This window comes from Rhodoplanes sp. SY1, assembly GCF_046000175.1.
Classification (GTDB): Bacteria; Pseudomonadota; Alphaproteobacteria; order Rhizobiales; family Xanthobacteraceae; genus Rhodoplanes.
Genome location: NZ_JBEOMB010000080.1, coordinates 1 through 21,187, shown reverse-complemented (window position 1 = coordinate 21,187; position 21,187 = coordinate 1). Strand labels below are relative to the sequence as shown.

The 21,187-nt window shown below is 67.2% G+C and carries 18 protein-coding genes, 1 tRNA gene and 1 CRISPR repeat array; of the genes, 11 read left to right on the top strand and 8 right to left on the bottom strand.

Annotated features, from left to right (window positions below):
* Positions 1–48 precede the first annotated feature (48 nt).
* A CRISPR array of direct repeats spans positions 49–1,723; the repeat unit is 29 nt; unit sequence GCATTCCCCACGCCCGTGGGGATGAACCG.
* Between the two features lie 209 nt (positions 1,724–1,932).
* On the bottom strand, positions 1,933–2,592 hold the full coding sequence (locus ABTU92_RS19885; RefSeq protein ID WP_408093365.1) for a GntR family transcriptional regulator: 660 nt from the start codon (positions 2,590–2,592) through the stop codon (positions 1,933–1,935).
* Positions 2,593–2,702: 110 nt separating this feature from the next.
* Here ABTU92_RS19885 and ABTU92_RS19880 point away from each other — a divergent pair, with 110 nt between their 5' ends.
* The 7 genes from ABTU92_RS19880 (at position 2,703) to ABTU92_RS19850 (ending at position 11,482) form a co-directional block, all read left to right on the top strand.
* Positions 2,703–4,058 (top strand): FAD-dependent oxidoreductase, encoded by a 1,356-nt coding sequence (locus ABTU92_RS19880; protein ID WP_408093364.1) that lies wholly within the window; start codon positions 2,703–2,705, stop codon positions 4,056–4,058.
* Positions 4,055–4,798: an enoyl-CoA hydratase/isomerase family protein gene (locus ABTU92_RS19875; RefSeq protein ID WP_408093363.1), complete on the top strand. Its 744-nt coding sequence runs from the start codon at positions 4,055–4,057 to the stop codon at positions 4,796–4,798. Before ABTU92_RS19880 ends, ABTU92_RS19875 begins: the two co-directional genes overlap by 4 nt.
* Before the next feature lie 67 nt (positions 4,799–4,865).
* Positions 4,866–6,389 (top strand): CoA-transferase, encoded by a 1,524-nt coding sequence (locus tag ABTU92_RS19870; protein WP_408093362.1) that lies wholly within the window; start codon positions 4,866–4,868, stop codon positions 6,387–6,389.
* A 10-nt stretch (positions 6,390–6,399) separates the two neighbouring features.
* Positions 6,400–7,479 carry a dihydrodipicolinate synthase family protein gene (locus ABTU92_RS19865; protein ID WP_408093361.1) on the top strand — a complete coding sequence of 360 codons (1,080 nt, stop codon included), beginning with the start codon at positions 6,400–6,402 and terminating at the stop codon, positions 7,477–7,479.
* A gap of 22 nt (positions 7,480–7,501) precedes the next feature.
* A complete protein-coding gene (locus ABTU92_RS19860) occupies positions 7,502–8,566 on the top strand; it encodes an NAD-dependent epimerase/dehydratase family protein (RefSeq protein ID WP_408093360.1) in 1,065 nt (354 codons plus the stop codon).
* Between the two features lie 173 nt (positions 8,567–8,739).
* Positions 8,740–10,143 carry an MFS transporter gene (locus ABTU92_RS19855; RefSeq protein ID WP_408093359.1) on the top strand — a complete coding sequence of 468 codons (1,404 nt, stop codon included), beginning with the start codon at positions 8,740–8,742 and terminating at the stop codon, positions 10,141–10,143.
* 28 nt (positions 10,144–10,171) lie between these two features.
* Positions 10,172–11,482, top strand: coding sequence for a hypothetical protein (locus ABTU92_RS19850; RefSeq protein WP_408093358.1), 1,311 nt, complete (start codon positions 10,172–10,174; stop codon positions 11,480–11,482).
* A 732-nt stretch (positions 11,483–12,214) separates the two neighbouring features.
* Here ABTU92_RS19850 and ABTU92_RS19845 read toward each other — a convergent pair.
* The gene (locus ABTU92_RS19845) at positions 12,215–13,132 is read right to left on the bottom strand and encodes a hypothetical protein (protein WP_408093357.1); all 918 of its coding nucleotides are present in this window, start codon (positions 13,130–13,132) and stop codon (positions 12,215–12,217) included.
* 382 nt (positions 13,133–13,514) lie between these two features.
* Positions 13,515–14,375, bottom strand: a complete 861-nt coding sequence (locus ABTU92_RS19840) for a ParA family protein (protein ID WP_408093356.1) — start codon at positions 14,373–14,375, stop codon at positions 13,515–13,517.
* A 413-nt stretch (positions 14,376–14,788) separates the two neighbouring features.
* Here ABTU92_RS19840 and ABTU92_RS19835 point away from each other — a divergent pair, with 413 nt between their 5' ends.
* Together ABTU92_RS19835 and ABTU92_RS19830 are read left to right on the top strand one after the other, a co-directional pair.
* Positions 14,789–14,944: a hypothetical protein gene (locus ABTU92_RS19835; protein WP_408093355.1), complete on the top strand. Its 156-nt coding sequence runs from the start codon at positions 14,789–14,791 to the stop codon at positions 14,942–14,944.
* Positions 14,904–15,656: an outer membrane protein gene (locus ABTU92_RS19830; protein ID WP_408093354.1), complete on the top strand. Its 753-nt coding sequence runs from the start codon at positions 14,904–14,906 to the stop codon at positions 15,654–15,656. Before ABTU92_RS19835 ends, ABTU92_RS19830 begins: the two co-directional genes overlap by 41 nt.
* 96 nt (positions 15,657–15,752) lie before the next feature.
* Here ABTU92_RS19830 and ABTU92_RS19825 read toward each other — a convergent pair whose 3' ends face one another.
* Entirely contained in the window at positions 15,753–15,929 is a 177-nt protein-coding gene (locus tag ABTU92_RS19825) for a hypothetical protein (protein WP_378480115.1), read from the bottom strand.
* 791 nt (positions 15,930–16,720) lie between these two features.
* Between ABTU92_RS19825 and ABTU92_RS19820 the strand changes: the two genes are divergently transcribed.
* Positions 16,721–16,794 (top strand) — tRNA-Gly (locus ABTU92_RS19820).
* 1 nt (position 16,795) lies between these two features.
* On the opposite strand, the gene ABTU92_RS19815 is transcribed toward ABTU92_RS19820, so the two are convergent.
* On the bottom strand, positions 16,796–18,046 hold the full coding sequence (locus ABTU92_RS19815) for a hypothetical protein (protein ID WP_408093353.1): 1,251 nt from the start codon (positions 18,044–18,046) through the stop codon (positions 16,796–16,798).
* 517 nt (positions 18,047–18,563) lie between these two features.
* Between ABTU92_RS19815 and ABTU92_RS19810 the strand changes: the two genes are divergently transcribed.
* Positions 18,564–19,247 (top strand): helix-turn-helix domain-containing protein, encoded by a 684-nt coding sequence (locus ABTU92_RS19810; protein WP_408093352.1) that lies wholly within the window; start codon positions 18,564–18,566, stop codon positions 19,245–19,247.
* Between the two features lie 136 nt (positions 19,248–19,383).
* Here ABTU92_RS19810 and ABTU92_RS19805 read toward each other — a convergent pair whose 3' ends face one another.
* The 3 genes from ABTU92_RS19805 to ABTU92_RS19795 all read right to left on the bottom strand — a co-directional run bounded on the left by ABTU92_RS19805 (position 19,384) and on the right by ABTU92_RS19795 (position 20,430).
* Positions 19,384–19,551, bottom strand: a complete 168-nt coding sequence (locus tag ABTU92_RS19805) for a hypothetical protein (RefSeq protein WP_408093351.1) — start codon at positions 19,549–19,551, stop codon at positions 19,384–19,386.
* A 548-nt stretch (positions 19,552–20,099) separates the two neighbouring features.
* Complete coding sequence (locus ABTU92_RS19800; protein ID WP_408093350.1) at positions 20,100–20,288, bottom strand: hypothetical protein; 189 nt, start codon at positions 20,286–20,288, stop codon at positions 20,100–20,102.
* Between the two features lies 1 nt (position 20,289).
* On the bottom strand, positions 20,290–20,430 hold the full coding sequence (locus tag ABTU92_RS19795; RefSeq protein WP_408093349.1) for a hypothetical protein: 141 nt from the start codon (positions 20,428–20,430) through the stop codon (positions 20,290–20,292).
* Between the last annotated feature and the right edge of the window lie 757 nt (positions 20,431–21,187).

The window sequence follows — 21,187 nt, the reverse complement described above, 5'->3', positions numbered from 1 at the left end:
CCGTGGGGATGAACCGTCCTTCGCCAGTCGCGCGCCGTGCCCGGCGCCGCATTCCCCACGCCCGTGGGGATGAACCGATCTCGGCGTGGTCGGTCTACGTGCCGAGCGTGCATTCCCCACGCCCGTGGGGATGAACCGCTTTTGCGCAATCCGGACCTGTGGGCTGAATAGCATTCCCCACGCCCGTGGGGATGAACCGGCTTCCAGATGTCCGGCTCTTCGCGGCTATATGCATTCCCCACGCCCGTGGGGATGAACCGGCGTTGAACCCGGACACGCACCAGCCGTGGCAGCATTCCCCACGCCCGTGGGGATGAACCGCCGCGCACCCAGGCCGAGGTTTCGGCGGAGCCGCATTCCCCACGCCCGTGGGGATGAACCGCGCCAGGGCAGCGCGACGCCGAGCTCGTCGTCGCATTCCCCACGCCCGTGGGGATGAACCGAACAGCGTCGACAACACCGGCGGCTACGAGGTGCATTCCCCACGCCCGTGGGGATGAACCGCCGCCGCGCGGCAGGTGCGTCCAGTTGTTCAGGCATTCCCCACGCCCGTGGGGATGAACCGAACCTCGAGCGCTATTACCGCGACGATCAGCAGCATTCCCCACGCCCGTGGGGATGAACCGCCCCGGCAGAGAAGGAGGGCGACGACGCGCTCGCATTCCCCACGCCCGTGGGGATGAACCGATCGTGGCGGCGGGCGCGGCGCTCTACGCGATGCATTCCCCACGCCCGTGGGGATGAACCGGGGCCGAACACGCGCGCGGCCATCCTCGCGTTGCATTCCCCACGCCCGTGGGGATGAACCGTGATGCGCCGCGCCCGGATCGCTCGACCACGTGCATTCCCCACGCCCGTGGGGATGAACCGAAGGTGTGGGGCCTGTTCGCGGGCCTGGTGATGCGTTCCCCACGCCCGCGGGGATGAACCGGTGGACGGTCCGTTCAAGCGCCTCCGGTTGATGCATTCCCCACGCCTGTGGGGATGACCCGATCGCGTCCTTGGCGGCGTCGGTGCCGATCGGGCGTTCCCCACGCCCGTGGGGATGACCCGGGCTGCGCACCAGGCGCGGCCGACCGTGGCGTGCGTTCCCCACGCCCGTGGGAATGACCCGGTCGTGGCGCCGAGGATGTGGCGCAGGGCGTCGCATTCCCCACGCCCGTGGGGATGAACCGTTCTACATCGGCCGGGTGCCGTCGAATTCGATGCATTCCCCACGCCCGTGGGGATGAACCGGTGCGCTTCGTCCGCGGCATCGAGCGCACGCAGCATTCCCCACGCCCGTGGGGATGAACCGAACTTGTCGTCCCACTGCTGAACAGTGAGACCGCATTCCCCACGCCCGTGGGGATGAACCGACCGGCCGGGCCGACATCGCGGCGCTCGACGAGCATTCCCCACGCCCGTGGGGATGAACCGGGCGAGGCAGACGACGAGCAGCATTAAGAGGAGCATTCCCCACGCCCGTGGGGATGAACCGCTGCTCGAGCTGAACCAGGCGAGCATCCAGAAGCATTCCCCACGCCCGTGGGGATGAACCGGGGCTCAATCGGGTTCGGTCGGGGTCAACGCTGCATTCCCCACGCCCGTGGGGATGAACCGCTCTCGGCCCGGCTGGCGCCGTAGGCGCGGTGGCGTTCCCCACGCCAGTGGGGATGACCGGCTTCGGTGTGCTTCTGCAGCTCCTCGGCGGTGCGTTCCCCACGCCCGTGGGGATGAACCGACGTCGTAGATCGAGTCCAGCTTCTTGTTGTTGCATTCCCCACGCCCGTGGGATGAAGGGTCTCCGATCTCTTGAAAGGAGACCGCAACGCGCTCCGCCCGTTCGGCGTCTCCGAGGTTCGGCATCCAGGTTGATTCGAGCGGAGGGACTTCCGCCCTTCGGAGCAGCTCGAGCGCAGCCGAGTGCCTCGAGCATCGGCGGATGTATCCTCAGGGCTGCGGCTCGATGGCGGCGCGGGTGAGGCGCTCGAGGAAATCCAGGAGCGCGCCGGTGGCGACGACCGCGGCCTGTGGATCACGGTCGGCGATCGCGATCACCACGGCGGCGTGCTTGTCGGCGACGTCCCGGAACGCGTCGGCGTCCTCCACGTAAGAGAACCAGAACCGCCGCGACAGCGCGTTCACGCCGGCGAGCATCGTTTCGATGACGCTGTTCCGGGTCGCCGCCGCCTTGATGCCGTGGATCGCCCGGTTGGCGGCGAGGAAGCGGTCGCGGTCGCGCGCCTTGGCGGCGTCGCGAATCTCCTCGGCGAGCCGCCGCATCTCCTTGCGCTCGGCGTCCGTCGCCCGCATCGCCGCCTGGGTGGCGACCAGCGTGTCGAGGGCGCGGCGGACCTCCAGAAGCTCGAGCTGCCGGCGCACGTCGACCGGCGACACCAGCACGCCGCGGCGCGGGTGGATCTCGACGAAGCCCTCGAGCCGGAGGCGCTGCAGCGCCTCGCGGATCGGGGTGCGGCCGCAGCCCAGCTCGTCCGACAGCTTGTTCTCCGAGATCATCGAGCCGGGCGGCAGCTCCCGGCGGACGATCATGTCCTCGATCCGGCGATAGGCCGTCTCGGCGAGGCTGTCGGTGCTCACGGGCAGGGTCATGTCGGGCGACTGCTTTCGGTTGCCTCGATCATAGAGGTTGACCGCCTCGTCGCCAACTGATATGTCAGTTGCCGACAAGAAGGCCGCACCCCCTAGGAAAGCGTCGCCTCGTGGAAACGCACCCGATCGATCGCAGGCCGGACGAACGGCTCGACACCGACGTGCTCGTCGTCGGCGGTGGCGCGGCCGGTGTCGCGGCGGCCGTCACGGCAGCGCGCCGCGGCCTCGCCGTGACGCTCGTCGAGCGCTACGGGTTCTGCGGCGGCGGCGCCGTCGCCGGCCTGTCCGGCACGGTCTGCGGCCTCTATGCCGCAACGGAGCGAGCGGGCGCTAAGCCCGAGCCGGTGGTCCACGGCTTCGCGGCCGAGTTCGTCGACCGCCTCGCTGCCGTCGGCGGGCTGACGCCGCCGGTGCCCTACGGCAAGACCTTCACGCGCGTGCACGATCCGCTGAAGTGGCGGGAGACGGCCGACGCGCTGCTCGCCGAAGCCGGCGTGCGGGTGATCTTCCACGCGGTCGCGATCGGCGTGTTGGCCGAGGGCGGCGAGGCGATCGAAGGCGTCGTCCTGTGGACCAAGCAGGGGCGCGTCACGATCCGGGCAGGCGTCACCATCGATGCCTCCGGCGATGCCGACCTGATCGCCATGGCGGGGCTGCCGAGCGTCGTCGGCGACCGCGGTCGGGTGCAGAACCCGACCATGATCTTCCGCCTTGCCGGCGTCGACACCGCGGCGTTTCTGGCCGCCTACGGCTCCGACACGATCATGCCGCCCGCGGTCGCGCAGGCGATCGAGGCAGCCCGCGCGTCCGGCCGCTACGACCTGCCGCGCAGCAAGATCTGGCTGTTCACGACGCCGCGTCCCGGCGAGCTCCTGTGCAATTGCACCCGGGTGGTCGGCCGCGACGGCCGCGAGCTGAACACGCTGTTCTGGCGCGACTTCACCGAGGCCGAGCAGGAAAGCCGCCGTCAGGTGCGAGCCTACGCCGCTTTCTTCCGCGAGACCCTCGTCGGCTGCGCCGACGCGTTTGTCGACGACACCGGCCCTCAGGTCGGGGTGCGGCAGACTCGCCAGATCGAGGGCGTCGTCCGGCTCGCCAATACCGACGTGGTGTCGGGCGCGAAGTTCTCCGACGGGATCGCGCGCTCGCCGTGGCCGATCGAGCTGCACGCGGGCGACAAGCCCAAGGTCGCGTGGCTCCTCGACGACTTTTACGAGGTCCCCTACGGCTGCTTCGTCCCGGTGTGGGGCGAGAACCTGCTCGCCGCCGGGCGCTGCCTGTCGGCCGAGCACGAGGCGGTCGCCTCCGCCCGCGTCACGGCGCAGTGCTTCGCCTACGGGCACGCGATCGGCCACGCCGCCGCGATCGCCGTGCAGGATCGCATCGCGCCGCGCGCCATAGCCGGGCGCGATCTGCGTCTCGTTCTCGACCGCGACGACGCCGGCCTCGATCGGAGCGTGTCATGATCACCGTGACCCGTGACGGCGTCGTCCTTCGGCTGATGCTCGACCGCCCGGCGCGCCGCAACGCCCTCGGCACCGAGGCGATGCGCGCCTTGGATGCGGCACTGACCGCTGCCGAACGGGACGAGACCGTGAAGGCGATCGTTCTCGCCGGTGCGCCGCCCGCCTTCTGCGCCGGCAGCGATCTGAAAGAGCTCGGCGGCCTCTCCATCCCGGCGATGTGCGACCACGAGGCGATCACGGCCGCGGTGGCGCGCCGCATCGCGCTCCTGTCGAAGCCCGTCGTCTGTGCCGTCGAAGGCTACGCGCTCGGCGGCGGCTTCATCCTGGCGGTGTCGTGCGACGTCGTCGTCACGGCCGCCGACGCGACCTGGCGACTGCCAGAGGTGGCGAACGGCTGGCTTCCGCCCTGGGGCCTGCAGTCGTTGATCGCCCGCGTCGGGCCAGTGCGGGCCCGCATGCTCGTTTGGGGCGCCGAGCCGATCGACGGCCGCGAGGCGCACCGCCTCGGCGTCGCCGACCTGCTGGCGCCGGAGGGCGGGGCGCTCGCGCGCGCCACCGCCTACGCGACCGCGCTAGCCGCGCTGCCGGCCGAAGCGGTCACGAGCGCCAAGCGCTTCTTCGAGCCGCTCGCGGCGCACGATGCCGAGCGGCTCGACGCCGCCGCCTCGCGCGCCTTCGCGCAAGACTGCCGGGGGCCGGCCGCCGCCGCGACCCTGGCGCGATTCACGGTGAAAGCATGAGCAAGATCGTCGATGCGGCCGCGGCCGTCGCGGGCATTCCGGACCGGCGACGGTCGCCTCGGTCGGGGTGATCGGCTGGATCACGCCGGATGCCGTCCTCGCCGCGCTCGGCGAGCGCTTCGGCCGCACCGGGGCGCCGCGCGATCTCACCTTCTACTTCCCGTGCGGGACCGGCGACGCGCAGGGCATCAAGGGCATGGACCACGTGGCCCGCGAGGGCCTGATGAAGCGCATCGTGTCGGGCTCCTACATCAACCCGGTCGATCCGGTCACGGGCCGGCGTCCCGAGCTGATGCGGCTCGTGCGCGAGAACAAGGTCGAGGCCTATTCCTGGCCGCTCGGCGCTTCGATGCAGTGGCTGCGCGAGGTCGCCCGCAAGAGCCCCGGCTATCTCACGAAGGTCGGCCTCGGCACCTATGTGGACCCGCAGCACGGCGGCGGCCGCTTCACGGCGCGGGCCGAGCAGGATCTGATCCGCCGCGTCGCGATCGACGGCGAGGACTACCTGTTCTATCCGACCTGGCCGATCGACGTCGCGATCGTGCGCGCCGCCTCGGCCGATGCCGACGGCAACCTGTCCTGGGAGGACGAGGCGCTCGTCTCGTCGAGCATGGCGCTGGTGCTCGCCGCCAAGGCGTCCGGCGGGCGGGTGATCGCGCAGGTGCGCCGCATCGTCGAGCGCGACTCGCGCGCGGCCACCGCGGTGCGGATCCCCGGCATGTTCGTCGACGCGGTCGTGGTCGCGCCCGACATGATGATGACCACCGGCACGCCCTACGACCCGGCCTATCTTTCGGCGCCGCGCATGCCGCTCGACCGGCTGCCGCGTCCCGCGATGGGGCCCGACAAGGTCATCGCCCGCCGTGCCGCCCGCGAGGTGCGCCGCCGCGAGCTCTCGATCTTCGGCTTCGGCGCCGCCGCCGACATCCCGCTCGTGATGGCGGAGCAGGGCGCCTTCGACCACGGCGGGCTCTCCGACTGGTGGTTCACCACCGAGCACGGCTCCTACGGCGGCGTCGTCATGTCGGACTGGCAGTTCTCGGCGAACGTCAATCCCGACGCCATCATGGACGGCGTGACGCAGTTCGACGCGATCGACGGCGGGCTGTGCCGGTTCGCGGCGCTCGCCTTCGCCCAGTTCGACGCCGAAGGCGTCGTCAACGTCTCCCGCTTCGGCGCCGCCAATCCGGGCGCCGGCGGTTTCATCGACATCGCCGAGAACGCCCGGCGGCTGGTGTTCACCGGCACCTTCACGACTGGCGGCTTCGACTGCACCTGCGCCGATGGCCGCCTGCGCATCGAGCGCGACGGCAAGATCTCGAAATTCGTGAACACGGCCGAGAGCATCACCTACCGCGTGCTCGACGGGGTGCGTGACAAGGGCCAGACTGCCCTGGTCGTCACCGAGCGCGCCGTCTTCGAGGTCTCGCGCGACGGTCTGGTGCTGACCGAGGTCGCACCGGGCATCGACGTGCGGGCCGACGTGCTCGGCCGCATGGACTACGCTCCCGTCGCCATCGCCGATCCGCTGCCCCTCATGGACAAGGCCTTGTTCGAGGCCTCCGCCGCCCCGCTGGCGCTTGCCGGGTGAGAGTGTTCCGATGCCCCGTCTCTGGACCGATCTTCCCACTCCGCTGCTCGACCGCCTGCGTGCCGGAACCGTGCTGCCGGCGCATCCGCTCGCGCTCGACGAGCACCGCCGCCTCGACCCGATCCGGCAGCGGGCGCTGACCCGCTACTATCTCGATGCCGGCGCCGGCGGCGTCGCGGTCGGCGTCCACACCACCCAGTTCGCGATCCGAGAGACCGGTCTCTACGGGCCGGTGCTGCGGCTCGCCGCCGAGACCTGCGCGGCCTGGTCCGACACGCCCCGCCTCTTGGTCGCCGGCGTCACCGGGCGCACCGAGCAGGCGGTGCGCGAGGCCGAGACGGCGCGTGACCTCGGCTATCACGCGGCCCTCCTCAACGTCGCGGCGTTCCGCGGCGTCGGCGAGGCCGAGATCCTCGATCACTGTCGCCGCGTCGCGAAAGAGATTCCGGTGATCGGCTTTGCGCTGCTGCCGGCCGTCGGCGGCATGCATCTGAGCTACGGCTTCTGGCGCGCCTTCGCGGCGATCGACAACGTCGTCGCGATCAAGATGGCGCCGTTCGATCGTTATCGCACCGTCGAGATCGTGCGCGCCGTGGTCGACGCGGGCGTCGCCGACCGCGTCACGCTCTACACCGGCAACGACGATCACGTGGTGCTCGATCTCGTCGTGCCCGATGGCGCGAGCGAGACGCGGGTGCGGATCCGCGGCGGCCTGCTCGGGCACTGGAGTGTGTGGACCCGCAAGGCCGTGGAGCTGCTCGACCGCATCCATGCGCTGCCCGACGGCGCCGACGTGCCGGCCGATCTGCTGGCGCTCGACTCGATCGTCACCGACTGCAACGCCGCGATCTACGACGCGGCGCACGACCTCGCCGGCTGCATTCCAGGTTGCCTCGCGGTGCTGCAGCGCCAGGGCCTGCTGCGCGGGACGTGGTGCCTGAGCCCGGCCGAGACGCCGAGCCCGGGCCAGGCGGAAGAGATTGCGCGCGTCTACGCGCAATACCCCGAGATGAACGACGACGCCTTCGTGCAGGCCAATCTCGCACGCTGGCTTTCGGAGCAGGGCAAGACGATTCCGCTCGCCGCATGAGCGGGCAGTGATGGAGCATCCGATGCTGAAGAGCGAGCCCACCCAGCTCTTGACCGGACCCGAGGTCTTTCCGGAGGTCTTCCGCGACACCGATCATCTGGAAGACTTCATGTCGATGCCGACCCTCGCGGTCGTCGAGGATCTGGCGAGCCTCGACGGCGACGTCGCGGTGCTCGGCGTCGGCGGCAAGGTCGGTGTCTGCCTCGCCCGCATGATTAAGCGCGCCGCACCGGACAAGCGCGTGATCGGCGTCTCCCGCTTTTCGGAGGAGGGGCTCAAGGCGCATCTGCAGGCGTGGGGAATCGAGACGATCCGCTGCGACCTGCTCGACGAGGCGGCCGTGAACGCGCTGCCCAAGGTCGCCAACGTGATATACATGGCCGGCATGAAGTTTGACTACAAAGGCCGAGAGGATCTGTTGTGGGCGATGAACACGATCGCGCCCGGCATCGTCGCCAAGGCCTTCGCCGGCAGCCGGATCGTCGCCTTCTCGACCATCCACGTCTATCCGTGGTCGAACCCGCTGCACGGCGGCACCGCCGAGGTTACGCCGCCCTTCGCGCGGCCGGGCGAGTATGCGAACTCGGTGGTCGGCCGCGAGCGGACCTTCCAGTATTACTCGCGTCGGCTCGGCACGCCGGGGCGGATCGCTCGCCTCGTCTACGCGATCGACATGCGCTACGGCGTCCTGCAAGAGATCGCCTCCTGGGTGCTGTCCGGCACGCCGGTGCCGCTCGCCACCGGTCACGTCAACATCATCTGGCAGGGCGACGCCACGGCCCAGATCATCCGTCTGCTGCGCCACTGCGAGGTGCCGTCCTCGCCGATCAACATCGGCGGCCCCGAGACCGTCAGTGTGCGCCGCGTCGCGCAGATGTTCGGTGAGATTTTCGGAATCGCGCCGATGTTCGAGGGCGAGGAGAAACCCGACTGCCTGCTGGTCGACTGCGCCGCGGCCGCCGATCTGCTCGGCAACCCCGTGGTGCCGGTCCGCACGCAGGTGCGCTGGGTCGCCGACTGGGTGAAGAGCGGCAAGCCCGTCTACGACAAGCCGAGCAAGTTCCAGGTCCGGTCCGGAGTCTTCTGATCCCCGTCGCGGTCTCGCGACGACCCCCGTGACATCCCGTGCCGCCGGCGTGCCGGCGGCTCTCGACGGCGTCGGGCTCCGGCGCCGAACGATGAAGCACGGCTGCGACCGACCGCCGGCGCGGACGTGACACAAGCGCTGCTGGCGCGCGAACGGCGGTCGCGGAGGACGCTATGTCGTCCGAAGTGTTGCACGGTCAGACTTACGCCCCGGCGGCGGCGCCGGCGAGCGCCGTCACGGCGGCCGGGATCGCGAGCCGCATCGAGCGGCTGCCGATCTGCGCCTGGCACGTCAAAGTTCGCCTCGTCATCGGCGTCGCCACCTTCTTCGATGCCTTCGATGCGCTGACGATCGCCCAGGTGCTGCCGGTGTTGGCGCCGATGTGGAAGCTCACCGGGGCGCAGATCGGCTTCCTCATCTCGGTCGGCTATCTCGGCCAGCTGCTCGGCGCCCTGTTCTTCGGCTGGCTCGCCGAGCGGATCGGGCGGGTGCGGGCGATCGCGCTGTGTGTCGCGACCTTCGGCCTGATGAGCATCGCCTGCGCGTTCTCCTGGAACTACGAATCGCTCCTGGTGTTCCGCACCATCCAGGGCTTCGGGCTCGGCGGCGAGGTGCCGATCGCGGCCGTTTATATCAGCGAGATCACCCGGGCCAAGGGACGCGGCCGCTTCGTGCTGCTCTATGAGCTGATCTTCTCGGTCGGCGTCGTGGCGGCCGGCGTGCTCGGCTACTGGCTGGTGCCGTCGCTCGGCTGGCAGGCCATGTTCGTGCTCGGCGCGGCGCCGCTGGTGCTGATCTGGATCCTGCTGCGCCATGTCCCTGAGTCGCCGCGCTGGCTCGCCAGCCACGGCCGGCTGGCCGAGGCCGACCAGACGCTCGCCGGCATCGAGGAGGCGACGCGCGCCGCCACCGGCCAGCCGCTGCCGCAGCCGGCCCCGACCACGAATGCCGCACCGTCGATCGCACCATCGTGGCGCGATCTGTTCGGACCGAACTATCTGCGCCGCACCATCGTCGTGTGGTTCATCTGGTTCGGCAGCTACATCGTCTATTACGGCATCGGCACCTGGCTGCCGACCCTCTACCGGACCGTCTTCCATCTGCCGCTCGAGCAGTCGCTGCGCTACGGCCTGATCAGCAACGCGATCGGCTTCGTCGGGGCGACCCTTTGCGCGCTGACCATCGATCACGTCGGCCGCCGCGCCTGGTTCGCGCTGGCGCTCGCCGGCTCGTCCGTGTTCCTCGGCATCCTGTGGATCAACGGCGCCACCACGCCGCAGGACGTGCTGATCTACGGCAGCGGCGCCTACTTCTTCGCGACCTCGGCGGCGATCGGCGTCTATCTTTACACGCCGGAGCTCTATCCGACCCGGGTGCGGGCGATCGGGGTGAGCACCGCCACGGCCTGGCTCCGTCTCGCCTCGATGGCCGGCCCGACTGTCGTCGGCACGATGATCGGCTACGGGCTCGGCTCGGTCTTCCTCACCTTCGGCGTCGTCGCCCTGTTCGCCGCCGTCGTGGTCGCGCTGTTCGCGATCGAGACCAAGGGTCGCGTGCTCGAGGAGGTGTCGCCGTGAGGCGGCGCCACCAGCCGAGGATCGAACCATGCGCATTCAACCCGTGCTTCTCGCGAGCCCCGTCTACTATCCGGCGGATCTGTTCGCCTCCGTGGCGGCGGCGCTGAGCGAGCAGATCCGCACGCTCGTGCCGGCCGAGGTCGAGGTCTCGTCCCCGGTCCATCTCACCGACCAAGGCGCCGTCGAGCGCCATCTCGCCGCCGGCGGCGACGGCGTGCCGCTGCTGGTGGCGCTCTCGGGCGCCGTCCAGCCGTGGCTCCTGTCGATCGCCAAGGCGGTGCCGCGGTCGCTGCTGTGGTGGCCGTTCCCGGGCGGCGGCCTGTTCGACGCGGCGGGCGAGCAGGTCGCCCGCACGCTCGCCTCGCACAACGCCATGCCGGCCGTGATGGACTGCTGGGCGAATCTGCGCAATCGCGGTGTCCGGGTCGAGCGCGTCTTCGATGCCGCGTCCTTCGCCCGGACCTGCGGGGCCGCCGCGGCGATCGACCGGATCCGCGCGACCCGGCTCCTGATCATCGGCTACACGCAGAGCTGGGTGGTGTCGGCGAGCGTCGATGAGCGCCGCATCGAGGACCGGCTCGGCATCCGCTGCGTCCATCTCGGGCTCGAGGAGCTGTTCGCGGCCTACGAGGCGGTGCCGGGCGGTCCCGAGGTGTCGGCCTTCGCGGCCGAGTATCTCGGTGCCGCAGCGGCCTGCGTCGAGCCACGCCGCCAGCACGTCGAGGACGCCTATCGGCTGTTCGTAGCGATGAAGGCGCTTATGGAGCGGCACGCCTGCAACGCCGTGACGATCTCGTGCTTCTCGCTGGTGCGCCAGCTCCGGGTCACGTCCTGCCTGGCGCTGTCGCTCCTCAACGACACGCCCGGCATGGTCGCGGCCTGCGAAGGCGATCTCGACGCGGCCGTCTCGATGATCGTGGGCAAGGCCGTCACGGGGCTCCCGGTGTTCATGGGCAATCCGGTCTACTATCCGGACGACCGGCTCGATCTCGTCCACTGCACGGCGCCACGCCGGCTCGCCGCCGGTCCGACGACCTACACGGTGCGGTCGCATCACGAGACCGGCGAGAGCGTCGCCCAGCGGATCGAGGTCGCGTCACCGTGCCGCGCCACCATCTTCCGAATCGGCAACGAGTTCAGCGAGGCGACCATGTTTCCGGCCGAGCTGATCGGCAATCCCGACGAGGACACCTGCCGGACCCAGTTCCGCTTCAAGATCGATTCGAGCGAGAAGCGCATCGACCAGTCGCTCGGCTGCCACCACATGGTCGTCTTCGCCGACTGCGTGGACGAGCTGAAGGCCATGTTCGAACGGCACCTCGGCCTGCACGTGCGTTAGCGTGCTCGCGAATGCACGTTCGCCGGCTGATTATAATATGGGAGGTTAAGACGCGGAGTCTCGGCGATCCGTTCCGAGACTCCGGTCCGCACGGTTATCACCGACGGCTACTGTCGCAGTAGAGCGCGGACTTTGCCGGGCTCCCGGTCTGCTATTCGACGTCACAGACTCGATCGTGGCCTCATTGAAGCTGGGACGAGTAGCGATGCTTGGTCGCGACGCCGCCAGAACGCCGTGGGTTCGTTGGACTGTGCTGGACTGGCTTTCCTCGATCCAGCGTCGCCAGCGCACCACGAGCCGCGAGGCGGGCAGAACGCGGCATTCAGCGGCCGCGCAGGTTTCGCCGGGACGTTTGGACTGGGAGAGCAGCGACCTCGATCTGCGCTCTACGCACTCAGCCACCGTAAGCCCAGTCAGTCGGCCGGACGTTTCGAATAGCCCGTGCTATGAAGCTGCGCGCTCCGAGCGAAGCGAGGGCTTCTCTCATCCTCTTACTTTATTTGACCGGAGTGAAGTTCCACGATCCGGGAGTAGGCCTCGCTTGTTTCGCAAACATGTCACCGGCTTCCACTCTCAAGGAGTCTCTAAAAGAAATATATCTTATAGTGGAAGCCGGTGACCAGTTTTGCGGGATAAACCCTCCCCGGCATGCGATCTCGGTTCTCCGGTCAAGCTGCTGTAAATGAGAAGATATTTGGCTTGCCCGGAGCGGCCGAGTTCTGAAGCTCGGCGTCACCGTTGTTCCGCAAGACTTGTCACCGACCATGGCCCGGCTTTAACCTCCATACTGACCAGCCGCGCGAGCCGATTGCGGCCCTGAAAAGGCGTTGTGGGCGTTCCTGTCCGGTGCTGGACGAGAGCCGCGAATTCGGTCGGACCAGGAGCTCGCCCATGCTCGCCGGTGAACGCCTGGAAGCTGCACCAGTCCTTGATGATCTCATGGTCCTTGCCGCGAAGCTTCCGCTGGACGGGGCCAGGCTGGTCGAGCCAAGCTTTGAGTTTCAGGTAACGGCTCGAGATCTCTGCCCTGGTCAGCACAACAACCGCGATGTCGATCTGTGCCTTGGGCGGCCGCATGTTCCGCTCCCGGTTGCGGTGATCCTGTTGATTGATCCGCTTCCGACACCGCTCCTTCTCCCACTCGAAGGCTACTCCGGTCAGCCCTTTGCGCTTGGCGATCTCAGCAGCACGCGCGGCGGCCGGATGGCGCGCTGCGGCCTTGCGCGCCTTGTGCGCGGATTTGATCGCTCGGTTCTCTGCTCTCTTCTCGTGGGCGTCGCGCTCGATTCGAAGTCGCTTCTCGCGGACCATCCGGACCAACGGCGATGGGGCACACACGTCGTTTGCTGCATCGACCGTGATATTGCTCGGCCCGGCATCCCCCTCGACGGGGCTGGCGCTCCCGGCAGCGTTCTCGGCCGCCGCTTCGTTGTCTGGGTTCAGGTGAACAGCAGCTGTCGGCTGCTCGGGATCAGGTGTTTCGTCGTCGTCGCGGACGATATCGTCGGCGTCGAGGAGAGCGAGAGCCGCTTCCAGCGCAATGAATTTCGGATCCGAATCGGTATCGCCAGGAAAAAACGCTTCGGTGTCCGGAGGGTTATTCTCCTCCCACGACCCTTGTGCGAGTAGGTCGTCACTACATCGACTCATATTTGTCTCCCCTTGGGCCGTCGCTCGTGGTGGCGGTCCATGAGAGATGTAGCGTTCCGGTCGTCGCAGTCGTGAAGCTTGCGACGAAGTTATCTCAGACCTCTGCCGCTGGACCGCGCGGGCGGATGAAGCAAGCGCCATGCGAAGTCCTAGAAACGGCACGCATGTCTTACCCCTGTGCCTCGGGTGTGCCGGCGCTGGAATTTCACGCCAAACCTAGGATCCGAGCTCTTCGTTGCGGCCTGTCCCGACCGGGACCGAGCTACTTCCGACCTGCAGTAGAGCCGGTCGAGCTCGGCGGCGCTCTCCAGAAAGCCGTGTCGCTGCGGGCGAGCACATCGCCGGGGCGCCGGGATCCGTGACGGCCGAGTGTATCGCTGGGCTACGCACTCTTGTCAGGAAACAGCTCGGGACAGAGCATCCGGATGCGCGGGTCGTCCTTGCAGTTCTCCGAGATCCAGCTCCTGACGCTGACCTCGAGGAGCTCCCGCATGGACATTCGATTGAGAGCCGCGGCTGTCTTGAAGGCGCGATGGAAGCCGGGGGCGACCTTGAAGTTGCAGTCGACCAGCCGGGTGGTCCGCTTGCTGTTGTCCTCGAGCAGCTCGCCACCGGCGAGACGATCAATGCGGTCGACGACCTCTCGGAAGAGTGCGTCGGACTGCTCGTTGAGCCCTGCCAATTCTGTCTCGGCGATGCAGCGCCCGACGTCGTGGGCGTTCATGTAGCTTGCCGAGTGGACGAGCGTCGTGTCGGCCACCGAGAAGCCGTGCCTCCGCACGTAGGCCTTCGCCTCGTCGATGCAGGTTTCGCTGCCGTTCGCCATGTTGACGACGTAGAGCAGGCGGCTCCGGTCGACGCCTTGGCGGTTCAGCTCCAGTCCGAACTCGACTTGTGGCTTCAGGTCGTCGCGCGAGGTGGCGGTCGGAATGATGACCAGGTCGACGTCCCGGGCGGTCGACAACACCGTGGCCGCGTCGTGAGGACCGCTGTCCAGCACGACGATATCGAGGTCTGTTTGGTGCAATGCGCGGGCCGGCTCTTCGAAGAGGTCTGCCACGATCACGGGAGCGACGCTCTGCGACGATCGGATAGCGCTCCACTCGAGGCAGGTCCGCTGCTTCGCGTGGAGGTCGACGATCTTCACGCGCGAACCGGTCCGGGCGAAGGAGACCGCGACGAGGCGGGCGATCGTCGACTTTCCGACGCCGCCCTTTTGCCCAAAACACGCGATTTTCAGCATGCTGCCCCTCCCGGTTGAGCGGTGCCGAACCTGAGTTCCGGTCCTCGATGGGGGACGTTCGGAGCCCGATGGCCGGACAGCCCAGGAACCCGGCTGTCAAAGGCCACCGTTGTCGGGTAGAAGACCTGGAGGCGGGGGTGCGGGAAGGCCCAAGAATCCTCTTTGTGAATCAAGGGGCAGGAAACTCCCGCACCATGATTTAAACCACTGAAACTACGGGAAGAATCGACTTCTACCTCCCCCACCATCTTGATTTTCTTAGAGAAAGCCAAATCGGACAGCACCGTTGGCCCGGTGCGGCCGGTCGTCGTCGGCTGCGCGCCGCCCTATTGGCCGCCGTGTGGCGCGCCGGCTTACAGCCCGCTGATCGTCCCCTTGCTAGCCTGACGATGGGAATTCGCAGGGGGCTCGTCATGATCCGACAGGTGGTCCCGGTGCTCGCGGGCCTGACGCTCGCAACGGCCGCGCAGGCGGCTGATCTCGCCGTCAAGACGCCACCGCCGGCCGCGCCGACCTGGACCGGCGTCCATGTCGGGGCGACGCTCGGGCGGCGCCTGGGCCGACCGTGACCTGCGCCTCTTCGGCAACGATGTCCCGGCCACCAACCGGCTCGCCGCGATCAGCAGTTTCGTGGGCAATCAGCCGTTGGTGGCGCCGGGCTTTTCGGCCAGTTCGATCACGGGCGGCCTGGAGGCCGGCTTCGACGTGCAGGCGAGCGCCGCCATGGTGGCCGGCTTCGTCGCGGACTTCAGCCTGATGTCGCTCGAGCGCAACGGCGCCGGCACCAGCACCAGCCTCTTGTCGGCGCCGAGCTTCACCCAGACGCTGACGGCCGAGCAGAAGGTCGACTGGTGGGGCACCCTGCGGGCGCGGGTCGGCTGGCTCGCCACGGACAGCGTGCTGCTCTACGGGACCGGCGGCCTCGCCTACGGCCATGTCGAGCGCTCCAGCACCTACCGGTTCGACGGGCCGGCGGGGACCTTCGGGGCTGGGCTCGGCGGCTTTTCCTATCAATGCTTCACGCCGGGCGTCCCGTGCTTCTCGGGATCGACGTCCGGCGTCGAGCTCGGCTGGACCGCCGGAGCGGGCGCGGAATGGCGCCTCTCCGGGCGGTGGAGCGTGAAGGCCGAGTATCTCTACGTGAACCTGGGCCGCACCGGCGTCGTGTCCACGGCGCTCGCCATCGGCGTCGGCAGCCCGGGGACGCGCCCCAGCTCCTACACGGCCGACGTCACGACCGATTTTCACGTCGCGCGGCTGGGCGCGAGCTATCGCTTCTGATGCGCCGATCAGGTGCCGGTGCCGGCTCGCCGCGCCGGGGCGACGGCCGTCGCTGCGCGGCGTCGTCGATCGCGGCCGCTGGCGCGCAGCGCCCGCTCAACGGCGATGCTTGCTGCGGGCCGATGCCGACTCGGTGCTGTCGATGAGCCCGAAGGCCTCGAGGCTCTCGCGGGCCCGCTCGGACACGGCGGCCGGGTGACGGCGGAAGGTGTCGAGGATCGCCAGCAGCGCGGTGGGCGGATCGTCGGACTTCGGGTTCGGGGTCGGGCTCATGGGGGTGCCTCGTCTGGTCTCTCGTATCAGTGGCTGCCTGCTGTCGACAGGTTCTAAGGTGGCTCCGGGTTACCAGGATCGTCTGGGCCGTCAAGTCTCCGTTGGGCGGATCACCGCAATGCAAAGAGATCATGCCGGCAAATTCGCCTTTCCCGGCAAGCACGCATGCACTCGCTGCATTCCCACTGTGCGAAGACTTGCACAGCTTCGTAAAACACACCTTACGAACCCGGACTACGTCCGGGCACAGTTTTGGACCACCCCGTCCGTTTTTCGGATTTATTTGCGGCGCACCCGGGACCGGCTCGCCGGGGACGAGGCCCGTATCCCCGAGCGCCCGCACCGCCGGAGGCCGTGCGGGCGTCGTCGTCTCGAAGACGCTGGGCGCGCCACTCCGCTGCGCCGATGACCCCGAAGGCCAGCGTGCAGCGGGGGCGGGGCGCCGTCGGCCGCCACAGGGCAGGGCGACGTCCTCGTGGCGCGCGGACGAACCGGGTGCGGATCCCGCGACCGGCCCGTCGGGGAAGCCCGGGTGCCATCGAGACTGCGCGCCTGGGCCGCGCGAGTCGCCCCGGACGGTGGACCGTGGGTCGGGAGGAAGGCGCCCCGCGAGGTTCGCCTTGCGACCTCCGGGGCCGCCTCGACGACCCGCCGCCACCCGAAAGGATCGTCGGCGATCGAGGCCCGCCGGAGCGGGCCCCGCCAGGGTTGAAGTCGCCCCGGCCTTGTGCGAGAAGCCGACCGTGCCGCAAGGCCGCGTCCGGCCGCCCCGAGGCGACCGCGACGCTGCGGCGGGTGTAGCTCAATGGTAGAGCAACAGCCTTCCAAGCTGATGACGAGGGTTCGATTCCCTTCACCCGCTCCAATTATTTCACGAGCTTAGCGCCTCTTCTCGGCATCGGTTGAGACTCCTTCAGGCCGGAGGTTGAGACTTTTTCGACCCGGTTTGTTCCGGCACGGAGTCGCTTCCGGCCGCGTTCACGTGCCGCATCGGCCGACTGGACCTGAGTGATATCAATCGGGCTGTAGGTCTTCGCGAGCTGGTTCGACCGTTCGATCGAGTTGGCGAGCTTCGCGCTGACGGTGCCCACATCCGGAGCACCGGCCATGATCTCCACGGTTCCGGCCCGCCGCATGTCACGCAGCTGGCGCTTGTCGCCCCGGAAAACCCGGTCTCGGATCCGACCGAAGTCGTGCGAGAGCATGTCGGGCCGGTAGGGCGACCCGGCCTGGGTACGAAACAGGAGGGCGTCCGGAGTCCGGACGACTCCCTGCTCGGCGAGATACGCCATGACGAGGCGCTCGGTTCGCCGACTCAGGGTTCCGTAGGCGGCCCGCCCGGTCTTTGTCCGACCCTCCGTCGAGCGATCGAACACGAGCCGACCGTCGATCCGGACCATGTGGCGGTCGGCCAGCGTTCGGACATCGACCGGGGAGAATAGGGTGTCCCAGCAGACGGCGACGATGCAGGCGAGGCCTTGATAGCCCGATCGCCACGCCTCCTTTACCAGACGGACAGCTTCGCCCTCGCTCCAGCACTGGTGCCGGGGCTTTGGCGCAATGTTGCGGACGCCGATCGAGGGATCGTCGCCGCGGGCGATGTGCATCCCGCGCATGACCTTCCATAAAGCTCGCCAGACCTTGATCGTCTTGTGGGCGACGTCCAGGCTATGGCGCTTCTCGAGGATGGAGCGCCACTCGGAAACCATCTCGAATGTGATGCAGTTCGGGTTCGCGTCGCCCCACGCGTCGCGGATCCGAAACCAGGCCGGCCACCAGATCTTCTGGCGGGTGCCGGGAGCCTTCCGCTTCCATTCCTCCGTCTTGAGGAACCGCTGGAACGCATCGCCGATCGATCCTCGCGGCCAGACCCGCCCGGCCTCGGCGATGTCCGGCGGCTGCTTGACCGCGGCAATCTCGGCAGGGGACGGCTCGCTTTTTGCCCGAACTGCATCCCAGCGCGCATTCCACTGTTCGGCGACGGCCCACGCGAGTGGGCCGTCCTTTCCGCACCGGATGGTGCGGAAACCGAGTGCGCGCATCGCCTTGTTGGGGATCCAGTAGCCGGATCGTTTTCCCCTGGGGACGACGTAATATCGGATCTTCACCTCAGCCACGGCCGACCCTCTGCATTCGTTCCTGGAAATCGACCCGCGGATCGGCCGCGATGTTGGCGGACGCCAGCTCGGGGAAGAGCCTCGCAGACCGCAGCCGACGCCACCGATCGACGGCTTCGACGCAGTACCGACCCGTATCGGGATCGGGCCGCGGGAAGCCGCGAGCCTCCAGCCGAGGCTGGAGGGCCGCGAACTCTCGCACGTCGCCCAGGCCAAGCAGCCGCGCAACGGAGCTGACCGGGACGTCGCCGCGTTCGGGGATGGCAGCGGGCCGCGCCATTAAGAACTCCACACTCATCTAATAAATACTGGCCCTATGGTGCGGTCGGCGGGTCCAGAGCGCCTCTCGTCGTTGGCTGCTATATCGCATTAATGCAAACTCAACGCAAGCGACGGGATGCGGTGCGCGGATCACAAATATGTGCTCCAAGAGGAATGCGGCGCGGTTTGATTGTGTGTTGCGCCCCATTGGCAATAATGCTAATTTCGATGGTGCGGGATTTGCGTGAGGGTGGTCATGTCGGTTGATCGGGCATCTACGGCTCGGGAAGCAGTTGCCGAATGGATCGGGGAGGTTCTCAAGCAGAAACGATGGACTGGAACTGATCTGGCGCGGCATGCCGATCTTGCGCCCTCGACTGTCCTGCGGATCTTGAATGATCCGAAGCACCGGTTCGTACCCTCCTTGTCGACTCTGCAAAAGATATCCAGGGCATCGGGAATTGAAATACCTAAAACGCTTCCTGCTGTATTGATCGGCGGATCGTTTGAATCCCAGCCCGGCGTCGAGCGGGAGCCAAGCCTAGAGGAGAAAGCGTTCCGGCGAGGAGTTCCGCTCAGAGCCGTTTCCAAAATTTCAGCAAACCTTCGTCGACGAGCGGCAGAAGAGAAGCGTTCTGTTCCGACAATAATGCAGTTCTCTGATGATCAGAGTTTGGCCGCCTTTTACATGCCTGACAACACGTTGAGCCCATGGTTCAAGGCGGGTTGTCTGATGTATACTAGCGAGAGGCGGGAGCCAGTCGAAGGGGATTTGATCCTCTTGGCTTGCAAGGACGGACGCAGTGTTGTTCGACTGCTAACTCGCATCAATGCGAATAGTCTGTTTCTGGCCTCCGCCCGTGAAGACGACTCAGAAGAGGTTGGTTTTGGCGAGGTAGACCGTATATCGGTCGTCGTGGCTTCAGTATCGACCACTTGACCTTCTTTCGGTAGGTATAAAGATACTTGTGTTGTTTCGCTCGATGTAGAGTTTGGGAGATTTCAGTGGTGGTCGAGAAATCCCGCATTAATTCCGGAATAGGGATCCGGTAATTCCGAAATTCGGGGTGGGTCTTCTAATTTTCGAAGACCTCGACGAGCCGGTCGCGGGCCTCCCTGATCAACCGGTGCGAAGCACCCGGCAGCTCCGCGATGGAGCGGGCCAGGGCGAGGGCGTGGTCCTGTTCCGGTCTTCTGGATGGCTGGTTCTCGGCCGCACGAATGGCGTCATGGAGCTGGTCCATGTCGGTCTCCTTGGCTGTTGTGGGTTGGGTTCCGATTTCCGAGGGCCGCCCTGTGATGCACCTCCCGACTGACACCCAGGAGGACACAGGACGGCCCACGGCACCCGCTACGACGCGCTGATGTCAGGCAGCACAGCGTCGTAGTGGAAGGCCTTAAAACCGCTACATTTCAGTGGTTTAGTAGAGATTGACCCAGGTGGATCACACCGGGTCGTTTCCCCTCATTGCGAGCCTGTCGAAGCTCTCCGATCGTGGATCGGGGGGCCGCCAATTTTGCCGGGCCGCCGGATCAGACTGACCTCACCCCCAAGGGGAAGACAGAGAGACTGGAGAGGAGGGAACACCTACCAGAATCGGTAGGCTATCCTCTATCGACACTTCCCCATGGCTCGGGAGGGAGACTGGAAGGGTAGGGGACAGGACCGGAACCGGGATCAGAGATCGGGAGCACCCGGATCGGAGAGGACCGGAATTCGCTGGATCGAGGTGGAGGTCTGTTCGACGCCCCTTTCGCTCCCATCAAAAGCACGAATTCCCGTTTCGCCGGCTCAGCTCGCCTTTCCGGGCTCGATCCCGGCGTGTCTGGCATCCTTGACCAGCCGGAAGACGTAGGCCTGGACCTGATACTGGAGGTCCGGGAGGGTGTGGACGCTACCTTCCACCAGTCCCATGGTTTCGGTCCAGGCCTTGAACCGGTAGCCACCGGGCTCGGCCGTGATGGAGAGCTTGAGCTTCATCTCAGCACCAGACGATGCCGAAGTCGTCACGGAGCCGGCGCTGCCAGCCCGGACTGTCGCGCCAGGTGTGGAGCAGGGCATGGCACAGGGCGCTGCGCCCGGTGGTGGAGGATCGATTCCAGTAGGCTTCGAGGCGGCTCATCGGTATCTGCCTATGGGTTTCTAGCGAACGCTAGAGTTTCGCTAGGATTTCGCTAGGATTTCGCTACCCCGTTCGCCAGACCGGCTTTTACCGGAAACATTGAGGAATTCGGCTAGCGATCGCTACGATTTCGCTACCCCATTCGCTAGGCGTTCGCTAGCGGATCGGCGGAAAAGTCGTGGCCTTATTCTGTCCTTATTCTAGCGATCGCTACGATTTCGCTAGACGTTCGCTAGAGTTTCGCTAGGCGTTCGCTACCCCGTTCGCTAGCGTTTTGCTGTTATCATTGAGGAATTCGTCTAGCGAACGCTACGATTTCGCTAGGATTTCGCTAGACGTTCGCTACGATTTCGCTACCCCGTTCGGGGGGGCGTTCGGGGTACCATATACATAGTACAGATTAAGAGCGGGAAGTTCTGGTTTTCTGCGAACTCCCAAAAGGCCCTTTTTCGGTGCGGCCCCTGAGCCGCAGCCGAGGACGCAGGCTCCACGGCCGTCGCAGTACTTTGGGGCAGCAGGCCAATGGCTGGCGTTGCCGGCGTGGCGGCGGTTAGGCCTACGACTTGTCACGAAAGTCAAGCACCGCGCGACGCCTCTTAGGCGTAAAACGGGGGCAAGGTGCCGACCGCGTAGCCGCTTCGGCATCCCAACGCATCAGGTGTGCTGGACATTAAACCCGACGGCCTGCGCAATGGGGGCCGAGATCGACCACGCAGCAGTGGCCGTCACCGGGGACACCGCAGGGCTATCGCGTTTG

Coding starts and splice junctions, on each gene's coding strand:
- ABTU92_RS19885 (WP_408093365.1), bottom strand. CDS start 2,592: ATGACCCTGCCCGTGAGCACCGACAGCCTCGCCGAGACGGCCTATCGC.
- ABTU92_RS19875 (WP_408093363.1), top strand. CDS start 4,055: ATGATCACCGTGACCCGTGACGGCGTCGTCCTTCGGCTGATGCTCGAC.
- ABTU92_RS19865 (WP_408093361.1), top strand. CDS start 6,400: ATGCCCCGTCTCTGGACCGATCTTCCCACTCCGCTGCTCGACCGCCTG.
- ABTU92_RS19860 (WP_408093360.1), top strand. CDS start 7,502: ATGCTGAAGAGCGAGCCCACCCAGCTCTTGACCGGACCCGAGGTCTTT.
- ABTU92_RS19855 (WP_408093359.1), top strand. CDS start 8,740: ATGTCGTCCGAAGTGTTGCACGGTCAGACTTACGCCCCGGCGGCGGCG.
- ABTU92_RS19850 (WP_408093358.1), top strand. CDS start 10,172: ATGCGCATTCAACCCGTGCTTCTCGCGAGCCCCGTCTACTATCCGGCG.
- ABTU92_RS19845 (WP_408093357.1), bottom strand. CDS start 13,132: ATGAGTCGATGTAGTGACGACCTACTCGCACAAGGGTCGTGGGAGGAG.
- ABTU92_RS19840 (WP_408093356.1), bottom strand. CDS start 14,375: ATGCTGAAAATCGCGTGTTTTGGGCAAAAGGGCGGCGTCGGAAAGTCG.
- ABTU92_RS19835 (WP_408093355.1), top strand. CDS start 14,789: ATGATCCGACAGGTGGTCCCGGTGCTCGCGGGCCTGACGCTCGCAACG.
- ABTU92_RS19830 (WP_408093354.1), top strand. CDS start 14,904: ATGTCGGGGCGACGCTCGGGCGGCGCCTGGGCCGACCGTGACCTGCGC.
- ABTU92_RS19825 (WP_378480115.1), bottom strand. CDS start 15,929: ATGAGCCCGACCCCGAACCCGAAGTCCGACGATCCGCCCACCGCGCTG.
- ABTU92_RS19810 (WP_408093352.1), top strand. CDS start 18,564: ATGTCGGTTGATCGGGCATCTACGGCTCGGGAAGCAGTTGCCGAATGG.
- ABTU92_RS19805 (WP_408093351.1), bottom strand. CDS start 19,551: ATGGACCAGCTCCATGACGCCATTCGTGCGGCCGAGAACCAGCCATCC.
- ABTU92_RS19800 (WP_408093350.1), bottom strand. CDS start 20,288: ATGAAGCTCAAGCTCTCCATCACGGCCGAGCCCGGTGGCTACCGGTTC.
- ABTU92_RS19795 (WP_408093349.1), bottom strand. CDS start 20,430: ATGAGCCGCCTCGAAGCCTACTGGAATCGATCCTCCACCACCGGGCGC.